Source organism: Psychrobacillus soli, assembly GCF_006861775.1.
GTDB classification, from domain to species: domain Bacteria; phylum Bacillota; class Bacilli; order Bacillales_A; family Planococcaceae; genus Psychrobacillus; species Psychrobacillus soli.
On record NZ_VDGG01000041.1, the window covers coordinates 1 to 22576 of the forward strand.

Below are 22576 nucleotides of genomic sequence, written 5' to 3' on the forward strand. Positions count from 1 at the left end.
TACTTATCAGGGTGGTTCCGCTAACAACCAAAATATTGGCCAGTTTTTCTATTGGGTGAATCCAGTAAATGGCATAGGGCAATTAACTCGCCATGGAAAGCAACCAATCCTATTCTGAAAGCAACCAAATCAAATCCGAGAGCAACCAAATTGCTTGTGAAAGCAACCAATCCTCCAAATAGCAAGTTTACTTGGAGTGAGACGTTGATTATTTTACATATTATGATACTAATGTGTCTTAAAGCTCGCCGAACTCGCCAGTCTAGTATTTGTTAGACCGGTTTGTCGCGTTCAAAAGGGAATAGTGTCTCGTTCAACCATTTGTTTTTAATGTTAGATTCTGATGAGTTAGTCTTTACCATAGATTTTCGCTGCAGGCGGCGACTCCAATGGAGGCCAACAGGATGTTGGTCACGAAGGCGTTGCCACACGATGTGGCGTTGTTAGCCTTTGTTCCTCTGTGAGCAAAATGAGACTTCACATCGAACGCGCTAGCGGCGGTGAAGGCGGTGAAGGCTCATCGCTCACCCCATGGAAAGCGTCCGCCAGCTGCGAAAATCTCGGCGGACACTTTATTTCAACTCACTACCTTGCAGTATCCCTATACAACGAACATACGTCCACTGATCACAGTGTGATTTTGAATTGGTTGCAAAAAGACATTTTATGCAAAATCATTAGCTTTTTAGCTGGTCATTTAAAATGCTCTCTTCTAAAACAGAAAACTTATCCCCGTATACTTTTGTAATGTGAACCTCTCCCCATGCACATAACGCATCTAATATGCTTCCTAAACTCAACCCATATTCACTCAACTCGTATTCTACTTTCGGTGGAACTTGGTTGTAAGCAATTCGGTTAATAACCCCGTCTGCTTCTAGTTCTCTTAACTGTTGTGTCAGCATTTTTTGCGTTATATCAGGCATGAGGCGCTTTAACTCACTTGTTCGTTTTTTTCCGTGAGTTAGATGGCACAGAATGACACATTTCCACTTTCCACCGATGACTTCTAATGTCGCTTCAACGGATATATTATACTTCTTTTTTTTCATCTTAATTCTCCTTATCTATAGGAACCGAAAAGTGCCTATATAACTTTTTGGTTCCTATATCACTTAAAAGTGCGTACTTTTCTTTTGGATCTCTATGAATCATACTAACATTTGCCGGAAGATTTACACTAAGTTTTTTTATGAAGACTTCATAATACAACACGGAAAAAAGGATGAGAAAAAATGACATTAGATAAAAAGCGAAGCATGTTTGCGCTACTTGCATTGGCTGTAAGTGCATTCGCAATCGGAACGACTGAATTTGTTAGCGTGGGACTTTTACCATTAATTTCTCATGATTTAGATATATCGCTTACAACAGCGGGGCTTACTGTTTCGCTATATGCACTAGGTGTAATGTTTGGAGCACCTATTTTAACATCTTTTACTTCCAAAATGCCACGTAAAACATTGCTGTTATGGATAATGGTAGTCTTTATAATAGGAAACGCTATTGCTGCAAGTGCAACAAGTGTGACAGTCCTATTAGTTGCCCGTGTTATTGCAGCATTTTCGCATGGGGTATTTATGTCGATTGGATCCACTATTGCGGCCGACTTAGTTCCAGAAAATCGCAGAGCAAGTGCAATTTCCATTATGTTTACGGGACTGACTGTTGCAACAATTACTGGAGTTCCGTTTGGTACATTTATTGGGCAACAGTTTGGCTGGCGTTTTGCCTTTGTTGCAATTGTCATCATTGGACTAATAGGATTTATCGCTAATAGTATACTTGTTCCATCAGATTTAAGAAAAGGTAATCCAACTACCATTCGAGACCAAGTGAAGCTTATAACAAATAGTCGAATATTATTGGTCTTGAGTATTACGGCGCTTGGTTACGGTGGCACATTTGTTGTATTCACATACTTATCCCCATTACTTCAGACGATAACTGGATTTAAGCAAGGAACGATAGCAATAATTTTACTTGTTTATGGGATTGCGATTGCAATTGGCAATATGATAGGTGGGAAGCTATCCAATAAAAACCCAATTGATTCCTTATTCTATATGTTTATTGCACAGGCAATTGTGTTACTTATTTTAGCGTTGACAGCACCATTTAAAGTTGCTGGATTCATAACAATTATCTTAATGGGCTTGTTTGCATTTATGAATGTCCCAGGACTTCAAGTATATATAGTAATGCTAGCTGAACGGTTGGTTCCAAGTGCAGTTGACGTCGCCTCTGCTATGAATATTGCAGCATTTAATGCAGGAATTGCAATTGGCGCGTACTTAGGTGGAATTGTAGCTGAATCTATTGGGCTTATTCATACTACTTGGATTGGGGCAGTAATGGTTATATTTGCCGTACTTTTATCAGGAATCAGTCGGATGTTGGAAAGAAAAGATAAGCAAAAACTAAACTTGGAGGAACGATAAATGATGAAAAATTTACAATCAACAACAACGTTGAATAATGGTGTGGAAATGCCTTGGTTAGGCCTAGGAGTATTTCAAGTGGAAGAAGGACAAGTACTGGTAGACGCAGTAAAAGTAGCGATAAAACATGGTTATCGTAGTATAGATACAGCTGCTATTTACGGCAACGAAGCGGGAGTCGGACAAGGTATTCGTGAAGCAATAGAAGAAACGGGTGTTCCAAGAGAGGACCTTTTTGTTACATCGAAGGTTTGGAATTCGGAGTTAGGATACGATTCAACAATTGCCGCTTATGAAGAAAGCGTAAGCAAACTAGGATTAGATTATTTAGATTTGTATCTCATTCACTGGCCGGTTGCAGGTAAGTATAAAGAGGCGTGGCGAGCATTAGAAACTTTGTATAAAGACGGTCGAGTGAAAGCAATCGGCGTAAGTAATTTTCAAATTCATCATTTAGAAGATTTGATGAAAGTTGCGGAAATAAAACCAATGATAAATCAAGTGGAATCTCATCCACGTTTATCTCAAAAAGAGCTCAAATTATTTTGTGAGGAATATAATATTCAAGTAGAGGCATGGGCTCCACTTATGCAAGGACAATTGTTCAACAATGAAGCGCTTCAAGAAATTGCAAATAAATACGAAAAATCTGTTGCTCAAGTCATTTTACGCTGGCACTTACAAAATGGAGTTATTACCATTCCTAAATCGACGAAAGCACATCGAATTGTAGAAAATGCGGATGTGTTTAATTTTGAATTAACAGATGAAGATATGAAGCATATCGAAAGCTTAAATAAGAATCACCGAGTAGGACCAGACCCAGACAACTTTGATTTTTGATCGATACAAGCTTTTGATGATTAAACATATGATCCATTGCAAATATTGTAATGGATCATATGTTTTTTAAATTGGCATTTAGCTATTAGTAAGTTAACATAAAACATAGGATAATGAGGAGGATGTAAATGAAACGTCGAGTAGTAGTAACTGGATATGGAGTCGTATCGCCATTAGGAAATGATGTGGGTACGCTATGGAAAAATATTAAAGAAGGTAAATCAGGTATCAAAAAAATTGAATCAGATGATTTTAAAGAAATTAATACACAAATTGCCGGGATTATTGATGATTTTCGGGCGGAGGAATATTTAGATAAGAAGGAATTAGGAAAATATGATTTGTATGCGCAATACGCCTATGCAGCAACGAAGCAAGCGATAGACCAATCGCAATTAGACATGGAGACGGTAAATAAAGAACGGGTAGGTGTTTATATTGGCTCGGGAATTGGGGGCATTGATACGACACTTGAGAATCATAAATTGCTGCTAGATAAAGGTCCGCGTAGAGTATCCCCATTTATGGTGCCGATGATGATCAGCAATATGGCGACTGGTATTATTGCGATTAAATATGGTTTTAAAGGTCCAAGTTTTTCCCCAGTTTCTGCTTGTGCAACGGCAAATCATGCCATAGGTGAAGCCTATTTAAATATTTTACATGGTTATTCGGATGCAATAGTGGCAGGAGGAGCAGAGGCATCTATAAATCCATTATCCTTTGCTGCCTTTTCTAGAATGCGAGCGATGTCTACTTTTAATGAAGCACCAGAAAAAGCTAGTCGTCCTTTTGATAAGAATCGTGATGGATTTGTTATGTCGGAAGGGTCGGGTATTTTAGTATTGGAAGAGTATGAACATGCTAAAAAACGTGGGGCAACTATTTTAGGTGAACTCGTAGGATACGGTTCTACTACAGATGCATTCCATATTACATCACCTGATTTTGATGGTGCAGCAAGAGCGATGAAGTTAGCTATAGAAATGGCACAAATTGATCATACGGAAATTGATTATATTAATGCCCACGGGACAAGTACCCCTGAAGGCGATAAATCAGAAACAAAAGCGATTAAAGCTGTTTTTGGAGATCATGCTTATGATTTAAAAGTAAGTTCTACCAAATCAATGACGGGTCATTTATTTGGGGCAGCGGGTGGAATTGAGGCAATTATTACACTGAAAAGTATGTTAGAAAATACTGCACCAGCTACCATCAATTACGAAAGCCCTGGAGAAGAGTGTGATTTGAATTATGTGCCAAATGAAGCAATAGAAATGGAAATAAACTATGCGCTTTCAAATGGTTTTGGTTTCGGCGGACATAATGCTGTGCTTGCTTTTAAGAAATTCACTGATTAAAAATGGTTGAATGTAACAAACCAAAAAAGAAGCTTTTTGCTGAGGCAAAAAGCTTCTTTTTATATAACTATGTTATGAACCGACAAAATTTCCGCCATCGACATGGATCGTTTGTCCTGTCATGTAACTGGAATCAGCAGAAGCTAAAAGTACATAAGCGGGAGCCAGTTCAGCGGGTTGGCCGCGTCTACCTATTGGTGTATCCTCACCATGTTGTTCCACTTTCTTCTTATCGAAAGTGGCAGGAATGAGCGGAGTCCATATAGGACCAGGTGCCACAGCGTTTACGCGAATGCCTTTCTCTATTAAATGTAGTGCAAGGGAGCGAGTAAACGCTGTAATGGCTCCTTTTGTTGCGGAGTAGTCGATCAGTTCTGGTGAACCATTATACGCCGTTATGGAAGAAGTATTCACAATCGTATCTCCCTTCGACATATGAGGCAATGCAGCCTGTGTTAGGTAAAACATCGAATAGATATTCGTCGAAAATGTTTCTTGTAACTGATCTGGTGTGATTGTTAAAAAGTCATTTGTAGGAAATTGTTTTCCTGCGTTATTCACTAATATATTAAGTTGTCCAAAGTGTTGAATTACTTCATCAACCGTATTTTGGCAATTTTCATCATCGCTCAAATCTGTTTTAATTTTAATTGCTTTGACTCCGTGTGCTTCTATTGCTTGGATTGTTTTTTCGGCATCTTCTTGCTCATTTTCATCCAAGTATACAATGGCAACATTCGCTCCTTCTTTGGCAAAAGCTACAGAAACTGCTCTACCAATTCCGCTGTCACCACCTGTAATAAGTGCAACTTTGCCGAAGAGTTTCTCGGAGCCTTTATAATTTACATCATCATAAATTGGTTGGGGATTCATTTCTGTCTCTGTACCAGGTTGCCTGCTTTGGGTTTGTCCGGAAACCTCTTTATCGACTTTTGCATATTTATCTGTAGTCATGTAAATCCTCCTTTTAAGCGGTTAATTGTATTATTCCCTCCTTACAAAAAAACAAACTTCCAAAAGTATTTTGTCGGAATTATAAGTTTCGTTTTTCTTATAAAAGAATGGGGTATATGTATGTCCATATACATAATTGGAGAATGGAGAATTATCTCACCCGGTAAAAGTAGATAAACAAAGTCGGTTGTATGAATTACTGCAAGAAGAGGAGTTTAAAGTGAACTCATTCCATCATCAAGCTTTGCATTCGGTAGGGGAGAACTTACGTGTGGTTGCAAGGGCTACGGATGGAATTATCGAATGTGTGGAAAGTACGAAGCATCATTTTGTTTTTGGTTTCCAATGGCATCCCGAAGAATTTGCAGTAGACGGTGACGAGGCATCGAAACGAGTATTCGAAGCATACATACAGGCTGCTTTAAAACAAAAGGAATAAAACCTCTTTATATGCACAAATTATTTGTCATGGAGGTGAAAGTGCATGACAAAAGGTAAAAATCCGAGAAAATCTTTAGATCGTGAAGAATACGGGTTTGGATATGACGTAAGCCCAGATGATTTAGACGTAAGAGGTCAAAATAAAGAAGCAAAGACAAACAATGACAACGAAAATAAAGACAAACCTACCAATAAAGATAATCCTTCCAGATTAAATATTTGATAAACAAACGATAAAAGTAAAATACCCGTATGCTAAACAATTACAAATCGTTTTGCATACGGGTATTTTATTTTTAACTAAAAAGTTTAACTAGTTCTCGAATACCAAGGAAGCCAAACATAATGAGACAACTGATTAATACAGCATTAGGAACCCACTTGTTTCTCGACTCTTTTGCGACTTTTTTTGAATTCAACAGGAAAAGTAAAGAAGCTGCTAAAAACGGCATAAATAAGGAACCTAAAGCTCCGTAAAGTATAATAAGTTCAACTGGTTTACCAAAATAAAATAAAATCATAGGTGGAAAAGTAAGCCAGCATAAGTAAAAACGGTAGGCAGGGTCTTTAGTAGATACTTCTGCGTGAGCAGCCTTTTTCTTTTTACGTACTGTTTTAACAAAGTCAGCAAAAAGATAAGGAACACCATTCCAAACGCCTAGAAGTGATGAATAAGCAGCAGACCAAAAAGCTACTAAGAACATCCATCTCATTGGAGTACCAAACTCTGCCCCTAGCATATGAGCTAATTTTATTAATCCTTCGTCATCTCGAATACTAACTCCAGAACCAGCTAGAAATTGAGCCCCGATGATAAGTCCAGCAAACGTGAATAATCCTGTAAGCAGATACGCAATTTTTGCATCTGTACGCATCGCTGAAATCCACTGTTTCCCATTCCAACCTTTTTCTTTTAACCAATAACCATACGAGGCCATTGTAATAGTCCCTCCAACACCCCCTACTAATCCAAGCATAAGGATAAAGGAACCTTGAGGTATACGCGGTACTAAACCATATGAAAATTCACCGAAACTTGGTAAAAACAAAGCAGCTGTACCAATGATTGTTACAAACATAACGCCTATTAAAACAGTCATTACTTTTTCAAATAATAGATAACGTCCAAACCAAATTAAGATAAATCCAACCACACCATGAATGATAGCCCATGCCCAAACTGGCATGATTGGGAACATTGCATGCATCGCCATACCAGATGTGGAGGCGGCAGCGGCTCCATATACGAATCCCCAAATAATTGAATAGACACCGAAATAGCCTGTAGCCCATTTGCCGAGTTGATGCCAACCATCTAAAATCGTTTGGCCAGTTGCTAAGTACCATCTTCCGACCCCTTCGTTTAAGAAATATTTTAAAACAGATCCAATGATAATTGCCCAAACGAATGTCATCCCAAATTGTGTCCCAATTACAAGCGAAGTTATTAAATCTGCAGTTCCTGCACCAGTTGCTGCGACAACAATTCCAGGACCTATATTTTTCAGCTTTTCCCCAAACGTTCGCGGTGGAAGTAATTGTTGGTTAATTTCTAGTGTCATTATATATCCCCTTTGTTCTATGTAAGGTTTACATTTGTAACCCCTTACATTTTTATTTTTAACTACTCCTACCCATTCCATTTTGTACGTATTGCGTACTTTAGTACGCTATTTGTATCTTGATTAATTATAACTAGTTAAACAAGTGATAGCAATATAAGTTTCTGATATATTTGAATAATCAACTAAAAAACTGTCGGATATTGTTCTAATTCCTCTCTTTTTCTCTTACATTGTTATAACGACATGAAAAAGGGAGTAGATCATGTATGTTAATCGATGGAGTATTTTCGGGTGGGGGAATGAAAGGGATAGCGTTAGTAGGAGCTTTTCAAGTACTGGAAGAAAAGGGATACGAATTTAAACGAGTTGCGGGAACGAGTGCTGGAGCTATTTTAGCGTGTTTTATTGCTGCTGGATATACAGGGAAAGAAATTGAAGAAATAATGGTAGAGCAAGATTTTCAATCTCTACTAGATCCACGTAAAACTGTACTTCCTATCCCATTTATGAAATGGATGAATTTATATTGGGGATTAGGTTTATATCAAGGGAAAGCTTTAGAAAACTGGTTTTTGGAAAAATTAGCAGCGAAAGGAATCTATTCATTTTCGGATTTACCACAGGGGTCTTTGAAACTTGTTGCATCCGATTTAACGAATGGGAAAATGATCGTGCTTCCCGATGATTTGGAGCGGTACGGTGTATCTCCATCTAGCTTTCCTGTTGCCAGGGCACTACGTATGAGCTGTGGCATTCCATTTTTTTTTGAACCAGTAAAAATGAGGGTTGGTTCGGGAGACACGATTGTTGTGGACGGAGGTGTATTAAGTAATTTTCCAATGTGGATTTTTGATAATGGAAACAAGGAGCGCCCAATTGTTGGCTTAAAACTGAGCGGCAACTCAGAGGAAATGCAGCCACATAAAATTAAAAACGGTTTACAGTTATTTGAGGCACTTTTTTCCACGATGAAAAATGCACATGATGAAAGATATATTTCTCGTAAACTTGAAAAGAATGTTATTTTTATACCCGTTGACGAATACAGTGCTACGCAGTTTGATTTGGATAGAGAGATGAAGGCGAACTTATTGGAGAAAGGAAGAAAGCGAGCGACACAATTTTTAAAGATGTGGTGATTTAACTTTGTTCATTATATGAGTAATTAGCGTCAGAAAAGGAACAATAAGAGTGAAAGTCATTAAAAGGAGAGATTTATTCATGGCAAAAAACGCAAAAGAGTTGGCACAAAAAATCTTGAAGAATAGCTTGATTGGTACGATGGCGACGATTGAACAAAACAAACCACATTCCCGTTATATGACCTTCTTTAACGATGATTTCATTCTGTATTCAGCGACAAGTAAAAAGACACACAAAGTGGAAGAAATCCAAAAAAATCCAAATACTCATATTCTTTTAGGGTATGAAGGAAAAGGTTTAGGTGATGCTTTCTTAGAAATTGAAGGAACTGTTGAAGAACATGATGATGAGAGTATGAAGAAAAAAGTTTGGAATAATGCATTAAAAGGTTGGTTTGAAGGACCTGAAGATCCTGACCTTATCATTTTGAAAATTACCCCAACGCAGATCCGAGTTATGAACACAAAGGGGGAAGAACCTCAGATTGTAGAATTATAAACAAGGTAAAGCCCCTTCATTCCAGAAGGGGTTTCTTTCGTAATCTTACCGCGGGATAAGAAAAAGGCAATCGCTTTGGTAAATGAAAGAATAGCTACCTTTCTATTCATTGAAAGAGGAGGACAGTCTAAGAACGCGACGTCGTGTCGCAACGACTGTCTGACCCACATCGTGTTGGGCCTCCGAATATACAATTTCAGGCACTCCATCGCGTTCTATCGTGCGTTCCTAGCTTATTTTTTCAAAGTATATCCTAGTTATATGTTGATACTATATAGAAAAGAAGAGCTTCCTTCCAATCGAAAAGGCGGAAATATAATAGAGAAGGACATAGCAGCCAAAATTGCATCTTTGGCTGCTTTTCACTAGATAGGTAAGTGACTATTCTTTCGTTCCCAAAAGCTTTGTCACTTTGATTACCTTTGCTTTTGGAGTGTACGGACGAGCGACTACCACACGATTACCGAAAAAATGCGTAGGGATGCGACAAAGTCGCATCCCTACGCATCAAGAAGTTTCGTTAATGGTGTAGAAATCGTTCAGTTCAAAGCACTCCAAAAGCACCTATAAGTAAAGTGCCTTATATGTTAGCACAATCTTAAGAATCAATTTACTGGATACGTTTGGTTATTCAACACGAATGATAAAATAGTTAACATTTGCTAATCAACAGACGTGCTATTTTATTATACTCCGTTCAAAAACTGTTACTTCAAATGACATTGCAATTCACTGTGTTTTATCTCTACAGTCTCGACTTGAATGGTTGCATGCTCAATGTGAAATGTCTCTTTTAATTTATTTATGGCTTGTTGAAGAATATATTGGCTGTTTTTTTCGTCATTAATAACAATATGGCAACTTAAAGAATCTAATCCAGAAGTAATCGTCCATATATGAAGGTCGTGGATGTTGAGCACACCCTCGATTTTTTCTAATTCAGCCTTTACTTCGGTTTGATCGATGGAGATGGGTGTTCCTTCCATTAAGATATGGACGGAATGCTTGATAAGCCCCCAGGCACTTCTCAAAATTAATAAAGCGACGAGGACTGAAATGATTGGATCAGCAACGAACCAATCAAATAATAGCATAAGAATTCCTGCTACTATCGCACCGATAGATCCTAAAGCATCTCCAAGAACATGTAAATATGCACCTCGTAAATTTACATTGTTTTTTACATCGCCTTTCCGTATTAATGCCCAAGCACTTAATAAATTTGCTAGCAACCCAATTGCAGCAATAAGCATCATGGTTCCACTTGCAACTGCTTGGGGTTCTAAAAGTCTACCAAATGCTTCCCAAATGATAAAACCAGCAATAACAAATAGCGTGACACCATTGAATAATGCAGCTAATATCTCGAAGCGATATCCTCCAAATGTTCTAACGGAGGAAGGAGGTCTTGAAGAAAACCAAATAGCCACTAAGCTTAATAGCAAAGCACTTGCATCGCTTAGCATATGACCAGAATCAGATAATAACGCCAAGCTATTTGTAAATAATCCTCCAAAGAACTCTAAAAACATAATTCCAGCCGTAATAAGTAAAGCAATTAGTAACCCTTTTTTATTTCCTTCCCGTGACTCCTCAAAATGATCGTGAGAGTGTCCATGATGGTCGTGACCATGATGATGATGGTGATGACCCATAAATTTTCCTCCTTATTTACATTCAATATGCGAAATGACTTGATTCAAAATCGTAATTACATGTTCATCATCGTACGTATAATAAAAAGTATTTCCGTCTCGTCTGTATTTAACGAGCCTTAAATTTCTAAGTAAGCCTAATTGGTGGGAAACAGCAGATTGTGTCATATTCAATACTTCTGTAATATGGCCTACTGAGCACTCTTCTTGAGATAGTAAGTATAAGATTTTAATCCGAGTTGGATCAGCTAAAGCTTTGAAAATACGTGCAGATTCCTCTACTGTATTTGGAGACAAAAATGTATGCTCTTGTTTTTCCATTAGAAATCCTCTCTCCTATTAATGTATATGAACATATGCTCATATACATTATATGCAATTAATAGAAAGTTGGTCAATGATTTAACAGCATTCAAGAAGGATGATCCAAATAATTGACTACCGAACTTGCAGCGCATATAATTAGCCTACTAAAAGAACATTTAACTTCCGATAAGGGGAGTAGCTATACAGCAAAGTCGTCAATACAGGATACATATCCTCGGCTTTGTTGGCAACGACAGTTGTTTGCGAGACCTTACCAATTATTTGGTGAGATCTTTTTTTATTTAAGAGACGATGGGACCAGATTAGTGGTTATATCGTCTCTTTTTGTTTTCTATACTATATTGGAGGTCAAATTGTGAATACTTATGAAGCACTTGCAAGTACAGTCATGATTAACAAGAAAAATCGTCTTATTAGCTATGATGATACTTTACAACTTGTTGGCACAGGAAGAAGTGCATTTGTTTTTAGAATCAAATCAACAAACAAAGCAATGAAAATATTTTTCCCTAATTTTACGCATATTGCAAATGAGGAGGAGGAAATATATGAAATGCTTCAATATATCAGCTATTACCCATCGATTTATGAAGCAGGAGCAAATTATATAGTTATAGATTTTATTGATGGCCAGACCCTTTTTGAATGTATGACCTATGGAAAAGTCATCACTTCAGTTCATATAAAAGAGATTGATTTGGCATTATCCTTGGCATCAGCCAGAGGACTAAATCCTTCTGATATTCACTTACGGAACATTTTTCTTACATCCATAGGAGAGATAAAAATTATTGATGTCGCACGCTTTAGACAAACAAAAGATTGTGTGCAGTGGCATAATCTAAAAAAAGCATACCAAAGACATTATGTTAAAGCATACTTTCCAAAGAAAATTTCAGCTCCTCTATTAAATATGATTGCTATCTTGTATAAAAAAGGTCTAATCCCATTTTATAAAACATGAAGAATAACATAAGTACTAAAACGGCATAAGGTCAGAAAAGCAAAAAAGCCCCTTTAGAGAGGCTTTTATTGCTATCTTTTTTTCTTTGAAGTATTTTGTTTCAATTCTGCAAACTCCGCAGCAAATTCTTCTTGCACATTATTTGGTTTAATTTTTTGATTTTTAGGTGTTTGAGGAAGTGTGTCTTTGTTTTTGCTTTTACCTTGCTTATTGTCTCTTCCGATGTTAATTCTCCTTTCTATTTTTAGTTCTATACTAATATGGCACCGAAATGTTAATTTAATCATAAAAAATAAAAACACTGAGAATTAATATTCTCAGCGTAAGTTATTTTTCCTTGTTAAAAAAAGTAACTAATTGTTTTGGAGTTGGAGCCTGTATTTTGTACGTTAGCTCACGATCCCCATTATTTTCAATACGTGGAATGATGGATTCAATGACGTTGAATTTCCAAAATGAAGGTTTACTTTTTGTGCTCTTTTCCGTATCGGCAGTCATCATTTTTCTTTGAAAAGGATGAAGTTTTGCCATTAAGAACTTTTCTTTAATACGAATAAGTAAATATCCTTCGTCCGTCTCGGGATCAAACTTCTTCATAAGTGATTCACCAAGTTCAAAGGTGTTTGATTTGTTTTGAACGGATGGTGAAATAACTAATATATTTCCCTTTCGAAACAGGGCGGTATTTGATACTTGTCGAAGGCCCAAATCATTAATTAAAAAATCCAGGTTTACTTGAGATGCTTCACTAGCAACTGACATATTCATACCTCCTTTTCTTTTTTTTTACGGTCTATAGTAATAGTATATCCTATTTGGCACATAATAAATTCATTTTTGGTAATATCCTTTTAAGTAAAGCGAAGAAATGAATGAAAAGTAGGAGGATTTATTTATTTTTCGGGAGAAATGTCGTTGTTTGGATGATTCTCAAGACTCTCGATTATTCTTCTTTTACGAAATAGCATTTGACCAGCCTCTCCAATATCATTTATAGCCGACCGGTTAATGAATGCTCCAAATACAAGACCAGCAATTGGAATCATTTGAAATAGCTTTTTCCATCCGAATTGATCTCGGTAGGAGAACATTACTTCACGCCAACCTTGTAACTCAGATAAGATTTCTCGTTTTGCCTCTTCATTTTGTTGGTCAAACATAGATAATTGAGCAAGAATTGTTTGCTTTCCAACTATATCTGCTGAAACAAATTGAAGACATTTGATAATAAATAAGCGCTCTTTTTTGTCATTTGGATCGTAGCCATAACATATGGCAATATCTTGTAATGTCTTTAACTGCAAACCTAAAAGGAGGGGAATATCAATAGATAGGGTGAAAATACCACCAATACCTGTACTAGCCCCTTGTATGGTCGCTAAATTCTTTCTGTTTCCAGTGAGCTTTTGTGCAGCACCATCCATTTTGGAAACAGATAATTTGTTCACTTCCTCTAACGTGTGTACTTCCAAGTCGGGAAAATAGGAAGGGATTTTGGAGGTAGAACTTAAATAACTACCACCTGTCTGAACGTATTGACCAAGCTCATCTACAAGGACACCGATTTTGTTTTGAATGAACGAGGGAGTCCATTTATCGATTATTTTGAAAGGGAGACGACCGAGTTTTTCCCAAAACCATAAATCGTTTTGGTCTTTTTCCCATGCTTCTACTTGTTTTAATTCTTCTGTTAACCATTCTTCAGTATCTACCACTTTTAGCTTCTCCTTTTCTTTGCATACTTATTCTACGAATTTGCAAGTGAAAAGTTTCAAATGTGAATTTATTAGCAGGGAAAAAGTACATAAAAAAACTGTAGCAACTCGTGCTTCTACGAGTATTGCTACAGTTTTTTGATTTATTCTGCGTCTTGCACTAAAGATGCTTCTACTATATCTGAATATTTCCAGTTACCTTCTGCATCTTTCTTTAGAAGGTAAGTGTAGATATGCTCAAGATCCATAGCATCCGAAGTTGACTTTTCATGTTGCGTAACAAGTGCAGTTCCGTCTACAATGTACTGAACTTCTAGACTTAGCGTCTCATATGCTATATCAAAGTCTTTAAATGTTGACTCTAGATTTTCTTTAAGACTAGCATAGTTAGGAAATTCTTCGCTAAATAAGCTTAAGAATTCTTCAAGTTTTTCTTCATTTAAATATTCAGTAGATTTTTTGAAAAATTCGTTGATTTCTTTCTCTTGCCCTATGAAGTTTGCATCTTTTCTAATGTTTTCATAGTAAGCATCGTAAAGGTCGGAAATAATTTCCTCTTTTTCAACAGCAGCTAATGCATCATAGAATTTAGAAACTTGTGCTTCCACAGCTGTTTGGTCTGCTTTTTTATTGATTAAATTGTCTAGTTTGTCTAGTTCCATTTTTGCAGTAATTACATATTGGGATGCTTGAAGTGCTTTTTCACCAGGAGTTTTGTATTTTTCTAATATTGCATCACGTGTTGATTTTCCATAAACGCGGTAAAGTAAGATTGCTTGTTTACGAATTTCGCTAGATAATTCATGGTAACTTTTTTCTGTTACATCAGAAGTTGGGTTAGCGGCATATAATGCATTAAATTTGTTTGCTTTTTCTACTATTTTTTTACCAGAAGTGATTGCATCAATGTAACCCATTGCGCGAGTATAATGAATATAAACATTGTCTTCTAAACGTTTTTCTAATTGCACTTTATCTTTAACATTAACATTTGCCATTTCTGGTTTTGCTTTGAAGTAAGCGTCTTTTGTTAAATTGAAAATTTTCATATCTGGATACTTAATTTCTTTAGTAAGTTCATACGAGATTTGCCATTTTAAAGCTCCAGCATGTTTTTCCGCTGTTTGCACTAAAGATTCAGCTTTAGTGACAGATGCCGCTTCTGCGTTAGAAAAAGGTGTGAAAATACCAGCTCCTGCAACTCCAGTCGCTAATACAATAGATAATAATTTCTTCATTTAAATTCTCCTGCATAATAATTAGTCTTATTCAATATAAATTTCATAAGCCTTATTAAGAGTATGATAATTCAAGACTTTCTACTAGTATTATATTGTGGATAAACATCCATATATTGGATCGTTATTTGAATGGACTACTTAAATGAATACTGTTTCTACATAGTGGACATGCTATTTATATATTTTAATGAATAGGATTAACTTACCATATGTAGAAATGAGAGGCTTGTGGTATTTGTGAAGTTTAAGAAGTTCATGCGCTCCCCAAAAAGTGAGGATCACAAAAAGGCATCGCAAAACGTAAAAAATGTTATAAATACTGAAGTTGAGCAAACGATTGAATCGATACAGAAGCATACGGATCATATTAGCGATGTGATTTTTAAAAAAATACCTACAGAAGAAGGAATTGTTACACTAATTTATGTCAATTCACTTGTAGACAAAATGACAATGCAAGTAATGATATTTATTCCTTTAGCCAATCATTTGCATCAAATCCATCAAGTATCGGAAGTCGTAAGTATATCCGATAATGCTGCAATAGTATCAAAGCTCATGGGTGGACAAACGCTTTTGTATTTCCATGAAGCCAACTTATTAGAAAGTATCGATACTTACAGCGCATCAACCCGTTCCATTACAAATACTGAAACTGAATCGACGGTTATAGGTCCTCAAGATGCCTTTACGGAGTCATTGGAAACAAATATTTCACTAGTGAAAAGACGTATTAAAAACACGAATTTAAAAAATGAAGATCTTACGATAGGATCTGAAACGAATACGAAAATTTCTATTTTATATATCGAAGGTATTGTAAATGAAGAAAATCTAGAAACTTTAAAGGGACGAATAGATAAGGTTAACTATCCTTCTTTTACGGATATCTCTATATTAAAGCAGTTAATTGAAGATAATCCATTGTCTCCATTTCCTCAATACTATATGTCGGTTAGGCCGGACAGTATTGTTCATTATTTGTTAAATGGAAGAATTGTTATTTTTATGGATAATAGTCAAGCGGCAATCGTTTGCCCAACATCCTTTTTAGAAATGTTTATTTCCATTGAAGATTATTATAATCGGTGGACAACAGCATCTTTACTTCGAATGCTTCGATTTTTCGGGTTTTTCTTAACAATAATGATAACTCCGATGTATATATCAGCATTAACATTTCATCCAGAAATTTTACCTTATGAACTTTTATTAAATTTGCAGGAGTCCAGAAGCAGAGTGCCTTTTCCGCCACTTATTGAAGTATTGTTTATAGAACTAATTATTGAGGTCTTAAGGGAAGCGGGATCTCGAATGCCTGCAAAAGTAGGACAAACGATTGGTATCGTAGGAGGTATCGTAATTGGAACAGCAGCTGTGGAAGCGGGCCTAATTAGTAATATATTGATCGTATTAGTCGCAACTTCAGCTTTACTTTCTTTTTTACCTCCTATTTTCTTAATGAGTAACACGAGTAGATTTGTTCGATATATTTTTATTCTTTCTGCTGGTGCATTTGGACTGTTCGGGCAAATGCTTGCATTCGCTTGGCTTATTACACATTTATTAAGATTAAATTCTTTAGGTACGCCTTTTATGACACCAGTTATTCCCAGGAAAGCTGGGGACTTAATGGATAGTATTATTCGGTTTCCAACCGCCTTTCTAAAGGGGAAAACAGGAATTTCGAGATCACCGAAAAAGTAGACGTTTTTGGGGGGAGGTAGGTTAGGTTGAGTACTCATAAGCAGAGGCCTTTGAATGGATATCATGTAATTTTTTTAACACAAAGTGCAATGATAGGTACAGGAATTCTCACTCTTCCCCAAAAACTTAGCTCCCTAGGTTATAGCCAAGCGTTTGTGCCATTATTGTTTGGGTTGATTGCTTGTTTAACTATGTGGCCGATGATTTGGCTTAATTCGAAGTATAAAAACGACAACCTATTTAGGATAAATGAAAAGTTACTAGGGACTTGGATAGGGAAAAGTATTAATATAATCATAGTTCTGAGCTTTATTATCTTTTTAGCAGGAATTATTAGTGATTATATGAACCTAATACAAACTACAGCTCTTACCGAACAGACTATTACTATTCCTGTTCTCTTTTTTTTACTATTATTACTTTACATTGTAAGTGGAGGAATTAAATCAATTGCAAGGTTTTGCATAATCACATTCTTTTTAACAATCCCAATTTTATACTTTTTAAGATGGTCCATTGAGAAAGGAGATATAAGTCATGTTCTTCCTTTGTTTAATTTCAATGGAACAGAATTTTTAAATGCTTTGAAAGAAGGATATTTATCTATTTTAGGGTATGAGTTAATCATGTTTTACTATCCGTATATAGAGAATCAAAAGAAAGCGTTCAAACATGCATTAATCGGAGTTTGGATAAGTATTATTCTGTGTTTAATAACGACTTTAGTAAGTGTTATGTATTACTCAGAGTGGCAATTGAAAAATATTGAGTTCTCGGTATTACATTTGTTTAAAGCTGGCGAACTTACGTTTATAGAAAGAATTGATATTTTTGGAATTACGTTGTGGGTATTTCTAATTTTATCAACAGTTGCAGGATATTTATGGACTGCTAAAAAAGGTCTTGATTCGATTCGATCTAAAGAAACGAAGTCCCATGATTATATAATTACGATTCTCATTTTTCTGTTGATAATACTCCCAATTTCTCAAGAACTTCTAGAAAGATTATTTAAATTAAGCAATTATGTTGTGTACGTACTGATCATTTGGCCAATGTTTTTGAGCATTATCCATTTACTTAGGAAAAAGCAGGTGCAACCGTGAAGGAAAAACTTTTCTTAGTTGTCATTGTATTAGTGAGCATCTATCTTGCTGGTTGTACGGCAAAAGAATTGAAAGTGCCCTTAGAAGATGTAGGAATGGTTGGAGTAATGGCATTCGACTACATTGATGAAGACAATTTGAAGCTGACGGTAGCGATTCCTCAATATTCACCTGAGGCAAAAGAGCATACGCAAATTTTCTCCGTTTCCACGGATTTAATATCTAAAGGAATTGTTGACATAGAATCTCTATCCGATAAAAAGGTCGTACTAAATCAACTACGGGTTGTACTTATCAATGAAGAATTTGCACGTCATGGAAAAGTAGAAAAATCAATACAGCATCTCTACAGAAACCCAGAAGTAGGTAATAAAGTGCTGATTGCAGTAGTTAAAGGAAATGGAGAAGAAATGTTAAAAGGGAAATATCCAGATAAACCGAACATTAACTTCTATTTAAACGATTTATTACAGCCAAGTATTAATACAGCATTCAATCCGAACACGAATATCCATGACTTTATATATGCACAAACTAATCCAGTATTTGACGCGATTGTTCCAATACTAGAAAAAAAAGAGAGCAAAATAGAAGTAGAAGGAATTGCTTTATTTAAAGGAAAAAACATGCTGCATAGTTTACCGAAGGATGAGGCATTAATCATTCAGGCATTACAAGGTCGTAAAAAGCTTGCACCAATGAATCTTACGTTGAGTAACGATAGTAAGGGAGAAAGGTTGATGATGGATTTAATTGATAGTAAAGTGAAGATAAAAAGCAATAAAAATTTTGATACTCCAAAACTGACTATTACCTTACACATTGAAGGGACGCTGGTTGAATTTAAAGGTGAGAGAGAGAATAGTTTAAAGACGGTGGAAAGTACAGCAAAGCTGGAAAATGATATTAATGAAGAATTAGAAGAAAGTATCAGTGATTTTTTGAAGAAATTACAAGAGTTTGAGGCAGATCCGATTGGCTTAACTGAAAGTTTTCGGATGTATTACAAGGGAGAATGGAAGGAAGAAAACAAGCAAGAAATACTTAGCAAATTACAGTGGGATATTCATGTTAATACGAGCATTATGAGCACCGGTACATTAAAGTGACAGGTGCAAGATAAAGGGAGCACTGTTTAAAAATTATTAGTACTTCCATTTGAACAAAGTGTTTTCCGCCTCAACCTCGCTTATCGTTAAACTTCAATATTTCCTTTGTTAAATCTTTCATGTTGTTCTTTCTTAGCCAGTAATTTTAAAAAAAGTGGCGTTTGTACAAAGAAACACATGAAATTGTCCATTTTTTATAAATAAGTGTTATGTTACACTTCTAATTGATAATGATTATCGGTTTCGAAATTGTTTGCAAATGAAGAACATGAAATAGCACAATTTAGTAAAAACAATGGTCGTTTCCGCCATTCAACTTCTTTACTCGATGTGTAAACTGAGGTAGCAATCCAGCAAGCCTTAACGGAATTATCTCAAAGGTGAACTACACTTGTTGTTGCTCGTCGTTTTGCAACGATAAAAGTGCGGATTGTATTGTCGAACAGGGTGCTTATGATGAAAAGGCAAGGGACTATACATAATGGTGGAATTAGATTTATCCATTCCTGAAAGAAGACTCCCAAGTCAAGAAATGTGAAGAGCATAGACCAATGAGTAAGTAGCGTATATATCTTCAAATAATATTCGATTTAAGGAGCGAAATAAGAAGCAAGGTTTAGAAGATCTAATTCTTCGTAAAGTAAGGGGATAAAAGATGGGCTAGGGAGTATATGCGAACTAGATAGGCGTTCAACTATAACTTATCGTTGTAGGGTGCAGTTTCGCAGCTATCCTAGTAAATCTAAAATGATATCTTTCGATTACTTATACATGGAGGAGGCGTATAGTGAGCATGATGCTTCAAGATCGGATGAATGAAATTAGTCAGGTGGTAATAAAAAAGGGGTACAAGATGACTGTGCAGCGGAAAATAACCGTTCAAATTTTTTTGGAGCATCCAAATGGCCATTTGTCTTCGAAAGAGGTATATTTTTTAGCGAAAGTCAAGTATCCAGATGTTGGAATCGCAACAATATATCGAAATTTAGATTTGCTGACCAAAATCCATATCATCGAAAAAACAAACTTTGGAAACCGTCTTTCCTTTTTCGATTTATGCAATGAAAAATAGTATGTTTTCCATCGTGAAAAGTAATCGGTAATTCTTGTTATAAAAAGCCGTCTCTCAAACAAAAATGTTTGGGAGATGGCTTTTTATGATAGATTTTTTCTATCTTTCTACTAAAGGGGTACGCATAAGTAGATGAGGCAATGCTCCTAATAATTTTTCTCGTGTGAGGGCATCACTAGAGTTCCACTTTTTTTCATCAATTAGATAGACATATCCATTCTTTGAAGCTGGAAGGTTATTCCATAGAGTAGTTTGGATTAATTCTTCCGTAGCTATTTTTGATATTGGATTTTCGGGAATTAACAAAAATATTCTGTCTCCAGCATAGTCGGGTAATGATTCTATTGTTATTTCCTTGTAACCTTGTTCATCCGCTATCATTTTCTTAATAAGCTCACCTGGTTGGAAACCAGAAGAGTGATAAAGAGATGTGGCTAGACCAATACACCCCATGACAAATAGATGTCGACCCCGGTCAAATAGAAAGACAGATGCCGTTTCATTGCATTTTAGAGTGGGTTGGAGTTGCTGCCACATCTTGTCTTCTCTTTTGCTAAATTGGTCCAGCCAATCTTCCGCTTCCTGTTTTTTGCCTAGCCATTCTCCTAATGTTGTAATTCGCTCCTGAAGTGTTCCCCAAGAGTTGTGGGTTAAGGTAGGAGCTATTGTGGCAATTTTTTTATATTGTTGTTCATCAGCATTTGTAAAAATGATTAAGTCAGGTTTTAGTCTAGAAGACTTTTCTATATCAAGTGGGAAGGCGACATCTTGTACATAAGGAACATAGTTTTTGTAAAAAGACTGATCAATATCCTGTTTATAACCACCTATAGGATGGATATCAAAAACGGATAAATCGCCAATTGTTTCCCCGTGAAAAATGACCCTATTAGGGAAAGATGGGATTTCAACTTCGTGCCCAGTCCAATCTTGTACAATAACCTTTTGTTTCCTTATAAAAAATGCAAAAAAATAACAACTAAAATTTAGTCTATTGGTATAATATGATTAGTTATGAGTGTTATATATTCAAAAGAGCGCAGGCAGGGGTACATATGAAATTACGTGGAATTTTATTACTTATATTTTTGTTTCAGACAATCGTTAATGCGACAAGACCTGTTATTACATTGTCTGCCGATGAATTTGGTGCTTCTATAGTTATTATTGGTATCTTAACTTCATCTTTCGCATTGTTACCATTGATATTCTCTATTCATGCAGGAAAAGTTATTGATAAATTTGGGGATCGAGTACCAGTAATCTTTGGTTTTGTTGCATCCATTGCAGGAATGATTGTTCCAGCATATTTTACGACGATCTCTGCGTTATTTGCAAGCCAATTATTATTAGGTCTTGCGAATATTTGTATACCTATTGCTTTACAAAATCAGTTAGGTCACCAATCTACGGCTAGAAATAGGGATTATTTTTTTAGTATGTTTAGTCTTTGTGTGGCATTAGGAGCAGTTATTGGGCCTTTAGTAGGCGGTTATTTATCCGAACATGTATCGTTCCAAATCGTTTACGTTTTTTGTATAGTTATTGGCGTCATTTCTATTGTTTTTTCATTCCGAATTCCGAAGGCAGAAGAGAAGATTAGTAGACCTCCTACTAAATTAGTTGATTCGTTTAAGCTGTTTGAAAATCCGTTAGTAAGAAAAGCGTTGTTTTCAAGTGCACTTGTTTTATATTCGAAAGATATTTTTGTCGCGTATTTTCCATTGTTAGGTAAGCAGCTGCATTTATCTACTTCTGCAATTGGATGGATTATTGCTTTACAAGGGCTTGCTACGATGTTTGTCCGTTTTATATTGCCAAAGCTATTGGAAACTTACAAGCGAGATACCGTGCTGTTCCTATCCATTTTAGTTGCTGGAATAGCATTCCTTTTATTGCCATTCAGTCACTCGATATTCTTCGTTGCTGTACTTGCTATTGTGATGGGAATTGGGTTAGGCTGCGGCCAACCGATTTCCATGACGACTACCTATAATGCTTCACCACCTAATAGAACTGGAGAAGTACTAGGACTTCGAATTGCTACTAATCGTTTTTCTCAGTTAATCGCACCAACTTTATTTGGGATGATCGGTGGTTCTGTAGGAATGATAGGGATTTTTCTATTTAGTGGTGTGTTTTTAGTAGGTGGTTCTTTGTTTTTTAGAAAGCATAAAGAGTAAAGAATGAGACTTTTCGTTCAAGATAGAGCGAAGAGTCGCATTGTAGAGAAAGAGCGTCGTAGTGCGTCGACTAGTGACCGCTATGATTTTCGCTGTAGTCGGACGCTTTCGCTGGGTGAGCGATGAGCCAGCACCGCCGCCCTGCAGCGGAAATCAAGGGATAGTTGCTTACTTATTCAGTATCGACTCGCTAAAACCAAAATCTTATACAGTTTTTCGACTGTTTGAATCCAATAAATGGCTTAGGG

Annotated in this window: 24 protein-coding genes; 14 read left to right on the forward strand and 10 right to left on the reverse strand. The window is 36.2% G+C overall.

All coding sequences use genetic code 11. The annotated features are described in order from the left end of the window. Positions 1-677: 677 nt before the first annotated feature. Positions 678-1052 carry a winged helix-turn-helix transcriptional regulator gene (locus FG383_RS15980; RefSeq protein ID WP_142608393.1) on the reverse strand — a complete coding sequence of 125 codons (375 nt, stop codon included), beginning with the start codon at positions 1050-1052 and terminating at the stop codon, positions 678-680. Positions 1053-1235: 183 nt separating this feature from the next. On the opposite strand from FG383_RS15980, the gene FG383_RS15985 reads away from it, so the two are divergent. The 3 genes from FG383_RS15985 to fabF all read left to right on the forward strand — a co-directional run bounded on the left by FG383_RS15985 (position 1236) and on the right by fabF (position 4648). Then, positions 1236-2441, forward strand: coding sequence for an MFS transporter (locus FG383_RS15985; RefSeq protein WP_142608394.1), 1206 nt, complete (start codon positions 1236-1238; stop codon positions 2439-2441). Beyond that, the gene (locus tag FG383_RS15990; protein ID WP_142608395.1) at positions 2442-3284 is read left to right on the forward strand and encodes an aldo/keto reductase; all 843 of its coding nucleotides are present in this window, start codon (positions 2442-2444) and stop codon (positions 3282-3284) included. Positions 3285-3412: 128 nt separating this feature from the next. After that, positions 3413-4648 (forward strand): beta-ketoacyl-ACP synthase II, encoded by a 1236-nt coding sequence (gene fabF, locus FG383_RS15995; RefSeq protein ID WP_142608396.1) that lies wholly within the window; start codon positions 3413-3415, stop codon positions 4646-4648. A gap of 72 nt (positions 4649-4720) precedes the next feature. On the opposite strand, the gene FG383_RS16000 is transcribed toward fabF, so the two are convergent. Next, positions 4721-5602, reverse strand: coding sequence for an SDR family oxidoreductase (locus FG383_RS16000; RefSeq protein WP_142608397.1), 882 nt, complete (start codon positions 5600-5602; stop codon positions 4721-4723). A gap of 136 nt (positions 5603-5738) precedes the next feature. Between FG383_RS16000 and FG383_RS16005 the strand changes: the two genes are divergently transcribed. Beyond that, positions 5739-6041: a gamma-glutamyl-gamma-aminobutyrate hydrolase family protein gene (locus tag FG383_RS16005; RefSeq protein WP_142608398.1), complete on the forward strand. Its 303-nt coding sequence runs from the start codon at positions 5739-5741 to the stop codon at positions 6039-6041. 45 nt (positions 6042-6086) lie between these two features. Then, complete coding sequence (locus FG383_RS16010; RefSeq protein WP_142608399.1) at positions 6087-6266, forward strand: hypothetical protein; 180 nt, start codon at positions 6087-6089, stop codon at positions 6264-6266. 73 nt (positions 6267-6339) lie between these two features. Here FG383_RS16010 and FG383_RS16015 read toward each other — a convergent pair whose 3' ends face one another. Beyond that, complete coding sequence (locus FG383_RS16015; RefSeq protein ID WP_142608400.1) at positions 6340-7605, reverse strand: Nramp family divalent metal transporter; 1266 nt, start codon at positions 7603-7605, stop codon at positions 6340-6342. A 269-nt stretch (positions 7606-7874) separates the two neighbouring features. On the opposite strand from FG383_RS16015, the gene FG383_RS16020 reads away from it, so the two are divergent. Together FG383_RS16020 and FG383_RS16025 are read left to right on the forward strand one after the other, a co-directional pair. After that, entirely contained in the window at positions 7875-8747 is an 873-nt protein-coding gene (locus FG383_RS16020; RefSeq protein WP_142608401.1) for a patatin-like phospholipase family protein, read from the forward strand. An 82-nt stretch (positions 8748-8829) separates the two neighbouring features. Beyond that, positions 8830-9249, forward strand: coding sequence for a pyridoxamine 5'-phosphate oxidase family protein (locus FG383_RS16025; protein ID WP_142608402.1), 420 nt, complete (start codon positions 8830-8832; stop codon positions 9247-9249). A 707-nt stretch (positions 9250-9956) separates the two neighbouring features. Here the strand turns inward: FG383_RS16025 and FG383_RS16030 are convergent. Further along, entirely contained in the window at positions 9957-10904 is a 948-nt protein-coding gene (locus FG383_RS16030) for a cation diffusion facilitator family transporter (protein ID WP_142608403.1), read from the reverse strand. Positions 10905-10916: 12 nt separating this feature from the next. Further along, positions 10917-11225: an ArsR/SmtB family transcription factor gene (locus FG383_RS16035; RefSeq protein ID WP_142608404.1), complete on the reverse strand. Its 309-nt coding sequence runs from the start codon at positions 11223-11225 to the stop codon at positions 10917-10919. Positions 11226-11586: 361 nt separating this feature from the next. Here FG383_RS16035 and FG383_RS16040 point away from each other — a divergent pair, with 361 nt between their 5' ends. Further along, the gene (locus FG383_RS16040) at positions 11587-12195 is read left to right on the forward strand and encodes a protein kinase family protein (protein ID WP_185907977.1); all 609 of its coding nucleotides are present in this window, start codon (positions 11587-11589) and stop codon (positions 12193-12195) included. Positions 12196-12266: 71 nt separating this feature from the next. Here the strand turns inward: FG383_RS16040 and FG383_RS16045 are convergent, their stop codons facing one another. From FG383_RS16045 to FG383_RS16060, 4 genes are all read right to left on the reverse strand, one after another. Next, positions 12267-12482 carry a YfhD family protein gene (locus tag FG383_RS16045; RefSeq protein WP_342782153.1) on the reverse strand — a complete coding sequence of 72 codons (216 nt, stop codon included), beginning with the start codon at positions 12480-12482 and terminating at the stop codon, positions 12267-12269. Positions 12483-12522: 40 nt separating this feature from the next. Beyond that, a complete protein-coding gene (locus tag FG383_RS16050) occupies positions 12523-12957 on the reverse strand; it encodes a hypothetical protein (RefSeq protein WP_142608405.1) in 435 nt (144 codons plus the stop codon). 131 nt (positions 12958-13088) lie between these two features. After that, entirely contained in the window at positions 13089-13910 is an 822-nt protein-coding gene (locus tag FG383_RS16055) for an EcsC family protein (RefSeq protein ID WP_142608406.1), read from the reverse strand. Between the two features lie 143 nt (positions 13911-14053). After that, positions 14054-15148 carry a hypothetical protein gene (locus FG383_RS16060; protein ID WP_142608407.1) on the reverse strand — a complete coding sequence of 365 codons (1095 nt, stop codon included), beginning with the start codon at positions 15146-15148 and terminating at the stop codon, positions 14054-14056. Positions 15149-15406: 258 nt separating this feature from the next. Between FG383_RS16060 and FG383_RS16065 the strand changes: the two genes are divergently transcribed. The 4 genes from FG383_RS16065 (at position 15407) to FG383_RS16080 (ending at position 20145) form a co-directional block, all read left to right on the forward strand. Continuing rightward, entirely contained in the window at positions 15407-16858 is a 1452-nt protein-coding gene (locus FG383_RS16065) for a spore germination protein (RefSeq protein ID WP_185907980.1), read from the forward strand. A gap of 26 nt (positions 16859-16884) precedes the next feature. Beyond that, positions 16885-17964: a GerAB/ArcD/ProY family transporter gene (locus FG383_RS16070; protein ID WP_142608408.1), complete on the forward strand. Its 1080-nt coding sequence runs from the start codon at positions 16885-16887 to the stop codon at positions 17962-17964. After that, the gene (locus tag FG383_RS16075) at positions 17961-19073 is read left to right on the forward strand and encodes a Ger(x)C family spore germination protein (protein WP_142608409.1); all 1113 of its coding nucleotides are present in this window, start codon (positions 17961-17963) and stop codon (positions 19071-19073) included. Before FG383_RS16070 ends, FG383_RS16075 begins: the two co-directional genes overlap by 4 nt. Positions 19074-19866: 793 nt before the next feature. Beyond that, complete coding sequence (locus FG383_RS16080) at positions 19867-20145, forward strand: Fur family transcriptional regulator (protein WP_246097034.1); 279 nt, start codon at positions 19867-19869, stop codon at positions 20143-20145. Positions 20146-20244: 99 nt separating this feature from the next. On the opposite strand, the gene FG383_RS16085 is transcribed toward FG383_RS16080, so the two are convergent. After that, the gene (locus FG383_RS16085; RefSeq protein WP_142608411.1) at positions 20245-21102 is read right to left on the reverse strand and encodes an ABC transporter substrate-binding protein; all 858 of its coding nucleotides are present in this window, start codon (positions 21100-21102) and stop codon (positions 20245-20247) included. A gap of 98 nt (positions 21103-21200) precedes the next feature. Between FG383_RS16085 and FG383_RS16090 the strand changes: the two genes are divergently transcribed. Continuing rightward, positions 21201-22328, forward strand: coding sequence for an MFS transporter (locus FG383_RS16090; protein WP_142608412.1), 1128 nt, complete (start codon positions 21201-21203; stop codon positions 22326-22328). A 61-nt stretch (positions 22329-22389) separates the two neighbouring features. Further along, the coding region (locus tag FG383_RS21165; protein WP_221887536.1) for a hypothetical protein at positions 22390-22576 on the forward strand (187 nt) is incomplete at its 3' end.

Coding starts and splice junctions, on each gene's coding strand:
- FG383_RS15980 (WP_142608393.1), bottom strand. CDS start 1,052: ATGAAAAAAAAGAAGTATAATATATCCGTTGAAGCGACATTAGAAGTC.
- FG383_RS15985 (WP_142608394.1), top strand. CDS start 1,236: ATGACATTAGATAAAAAGCGAAGCATGTTTGCGCTACTTGCATTGGCT.
- FG383_RS15990 (WP_142608395.1), top strand. CDS start 2,442: ATGATGAAAAATTTACAATCAACAACAACGTTGAATAATGGTGTGGAA.
- fabF (WP_142608396.1), top strand. CDS start 3,413: ATGAAACGTCGAGTAGTAGTAACTGGATATGGAGTCGTATCGCCATTA.
- FG383_RS16000 (WP_142608397.1), bottom strand. CDS start 5,602: ATGACTACAGATAAATATGCAAAAGTCGATAAAGAGGTTTCCGGACAA.
- FG383_RS16010 (WP_142608399.1), top strand. CDS start 6,087: ATGACAAAAGGTAAAAATCCGAGAAAATCTTTAGATCGTGAAGAATAC.
- FG383_RS16015 (WP_142608400.1), bottom strand. CDS start 7,605: ATGACACTAGAAATTAACCAACAATTACTTCCACCGCGAACGTTTGGG.
- FG383_RS16020 (WP_142608401.1), top strand. CDS start 7,875: ATGTTAATCGATGGAGTATTTTCGGGTGGGGGAATGAAAGGGATAGCG.
- FG383_RS16025 (WP_142608402.1), top strand. CDS start 8,830: ATGGCAAAAAACGCAAAAGAGTTGGCACAAAAAATCTTGAAGAATAGC.
- FG383_RS16030 (WP_142608403.1), bottom strand. CDS start 10,904: ATGGGTCATCACCATCATCATCATGGTCACGACCATCATGGACACTCT.
- FG383_RS16035 (WP_142608404.1), bottom strand. CDS start 11,225: ATGGAAAAACAAGAGCATACATTTTTGTCTCCAAATACAGTAGAGGAA.
- FG383_RS16045 (WP_342782153.1), bottom strand. CDS start 12,482: ATGATTAAATTAACATTTCGGTGCCATATTAGTATAGAACTAAAAATA.
- FG383_RS16050 (WP_142608405.1), bottom strand. CDS start 12,957: ATGTCAGTTGCTAGTGAAGCATCTCAAGTAAACCTGGATTTTTTAATT.
- FG383_RS16060 (WP_142608407.1), bottom strand. CDS start 15,148: ATGAAGAAATTATTATCTATTGTATTAGCGACTGGAGTTGCAGGAGCT.
- FG383_RS16065 (WP_185907980.1), top strand. CDS start 15,407: ATGCGCTCCCCAAAAAGTGAGGATCACAAAAAGGCATCGCAAAACGTA.
- FG383_RS16080 (WP_246097034.1), top strand. CDS start 19,867: ATGATGCTTCAAGATCGGATGAATGAAATTAGTCAGGTGGTAATAAAA.
- FG383_RS16090 (WP_142608412.1), top strand. CDS start 21,201: ATGAAATTACGTGGAATTTTATTACTTATATTTTTGTTTCAGACAATC.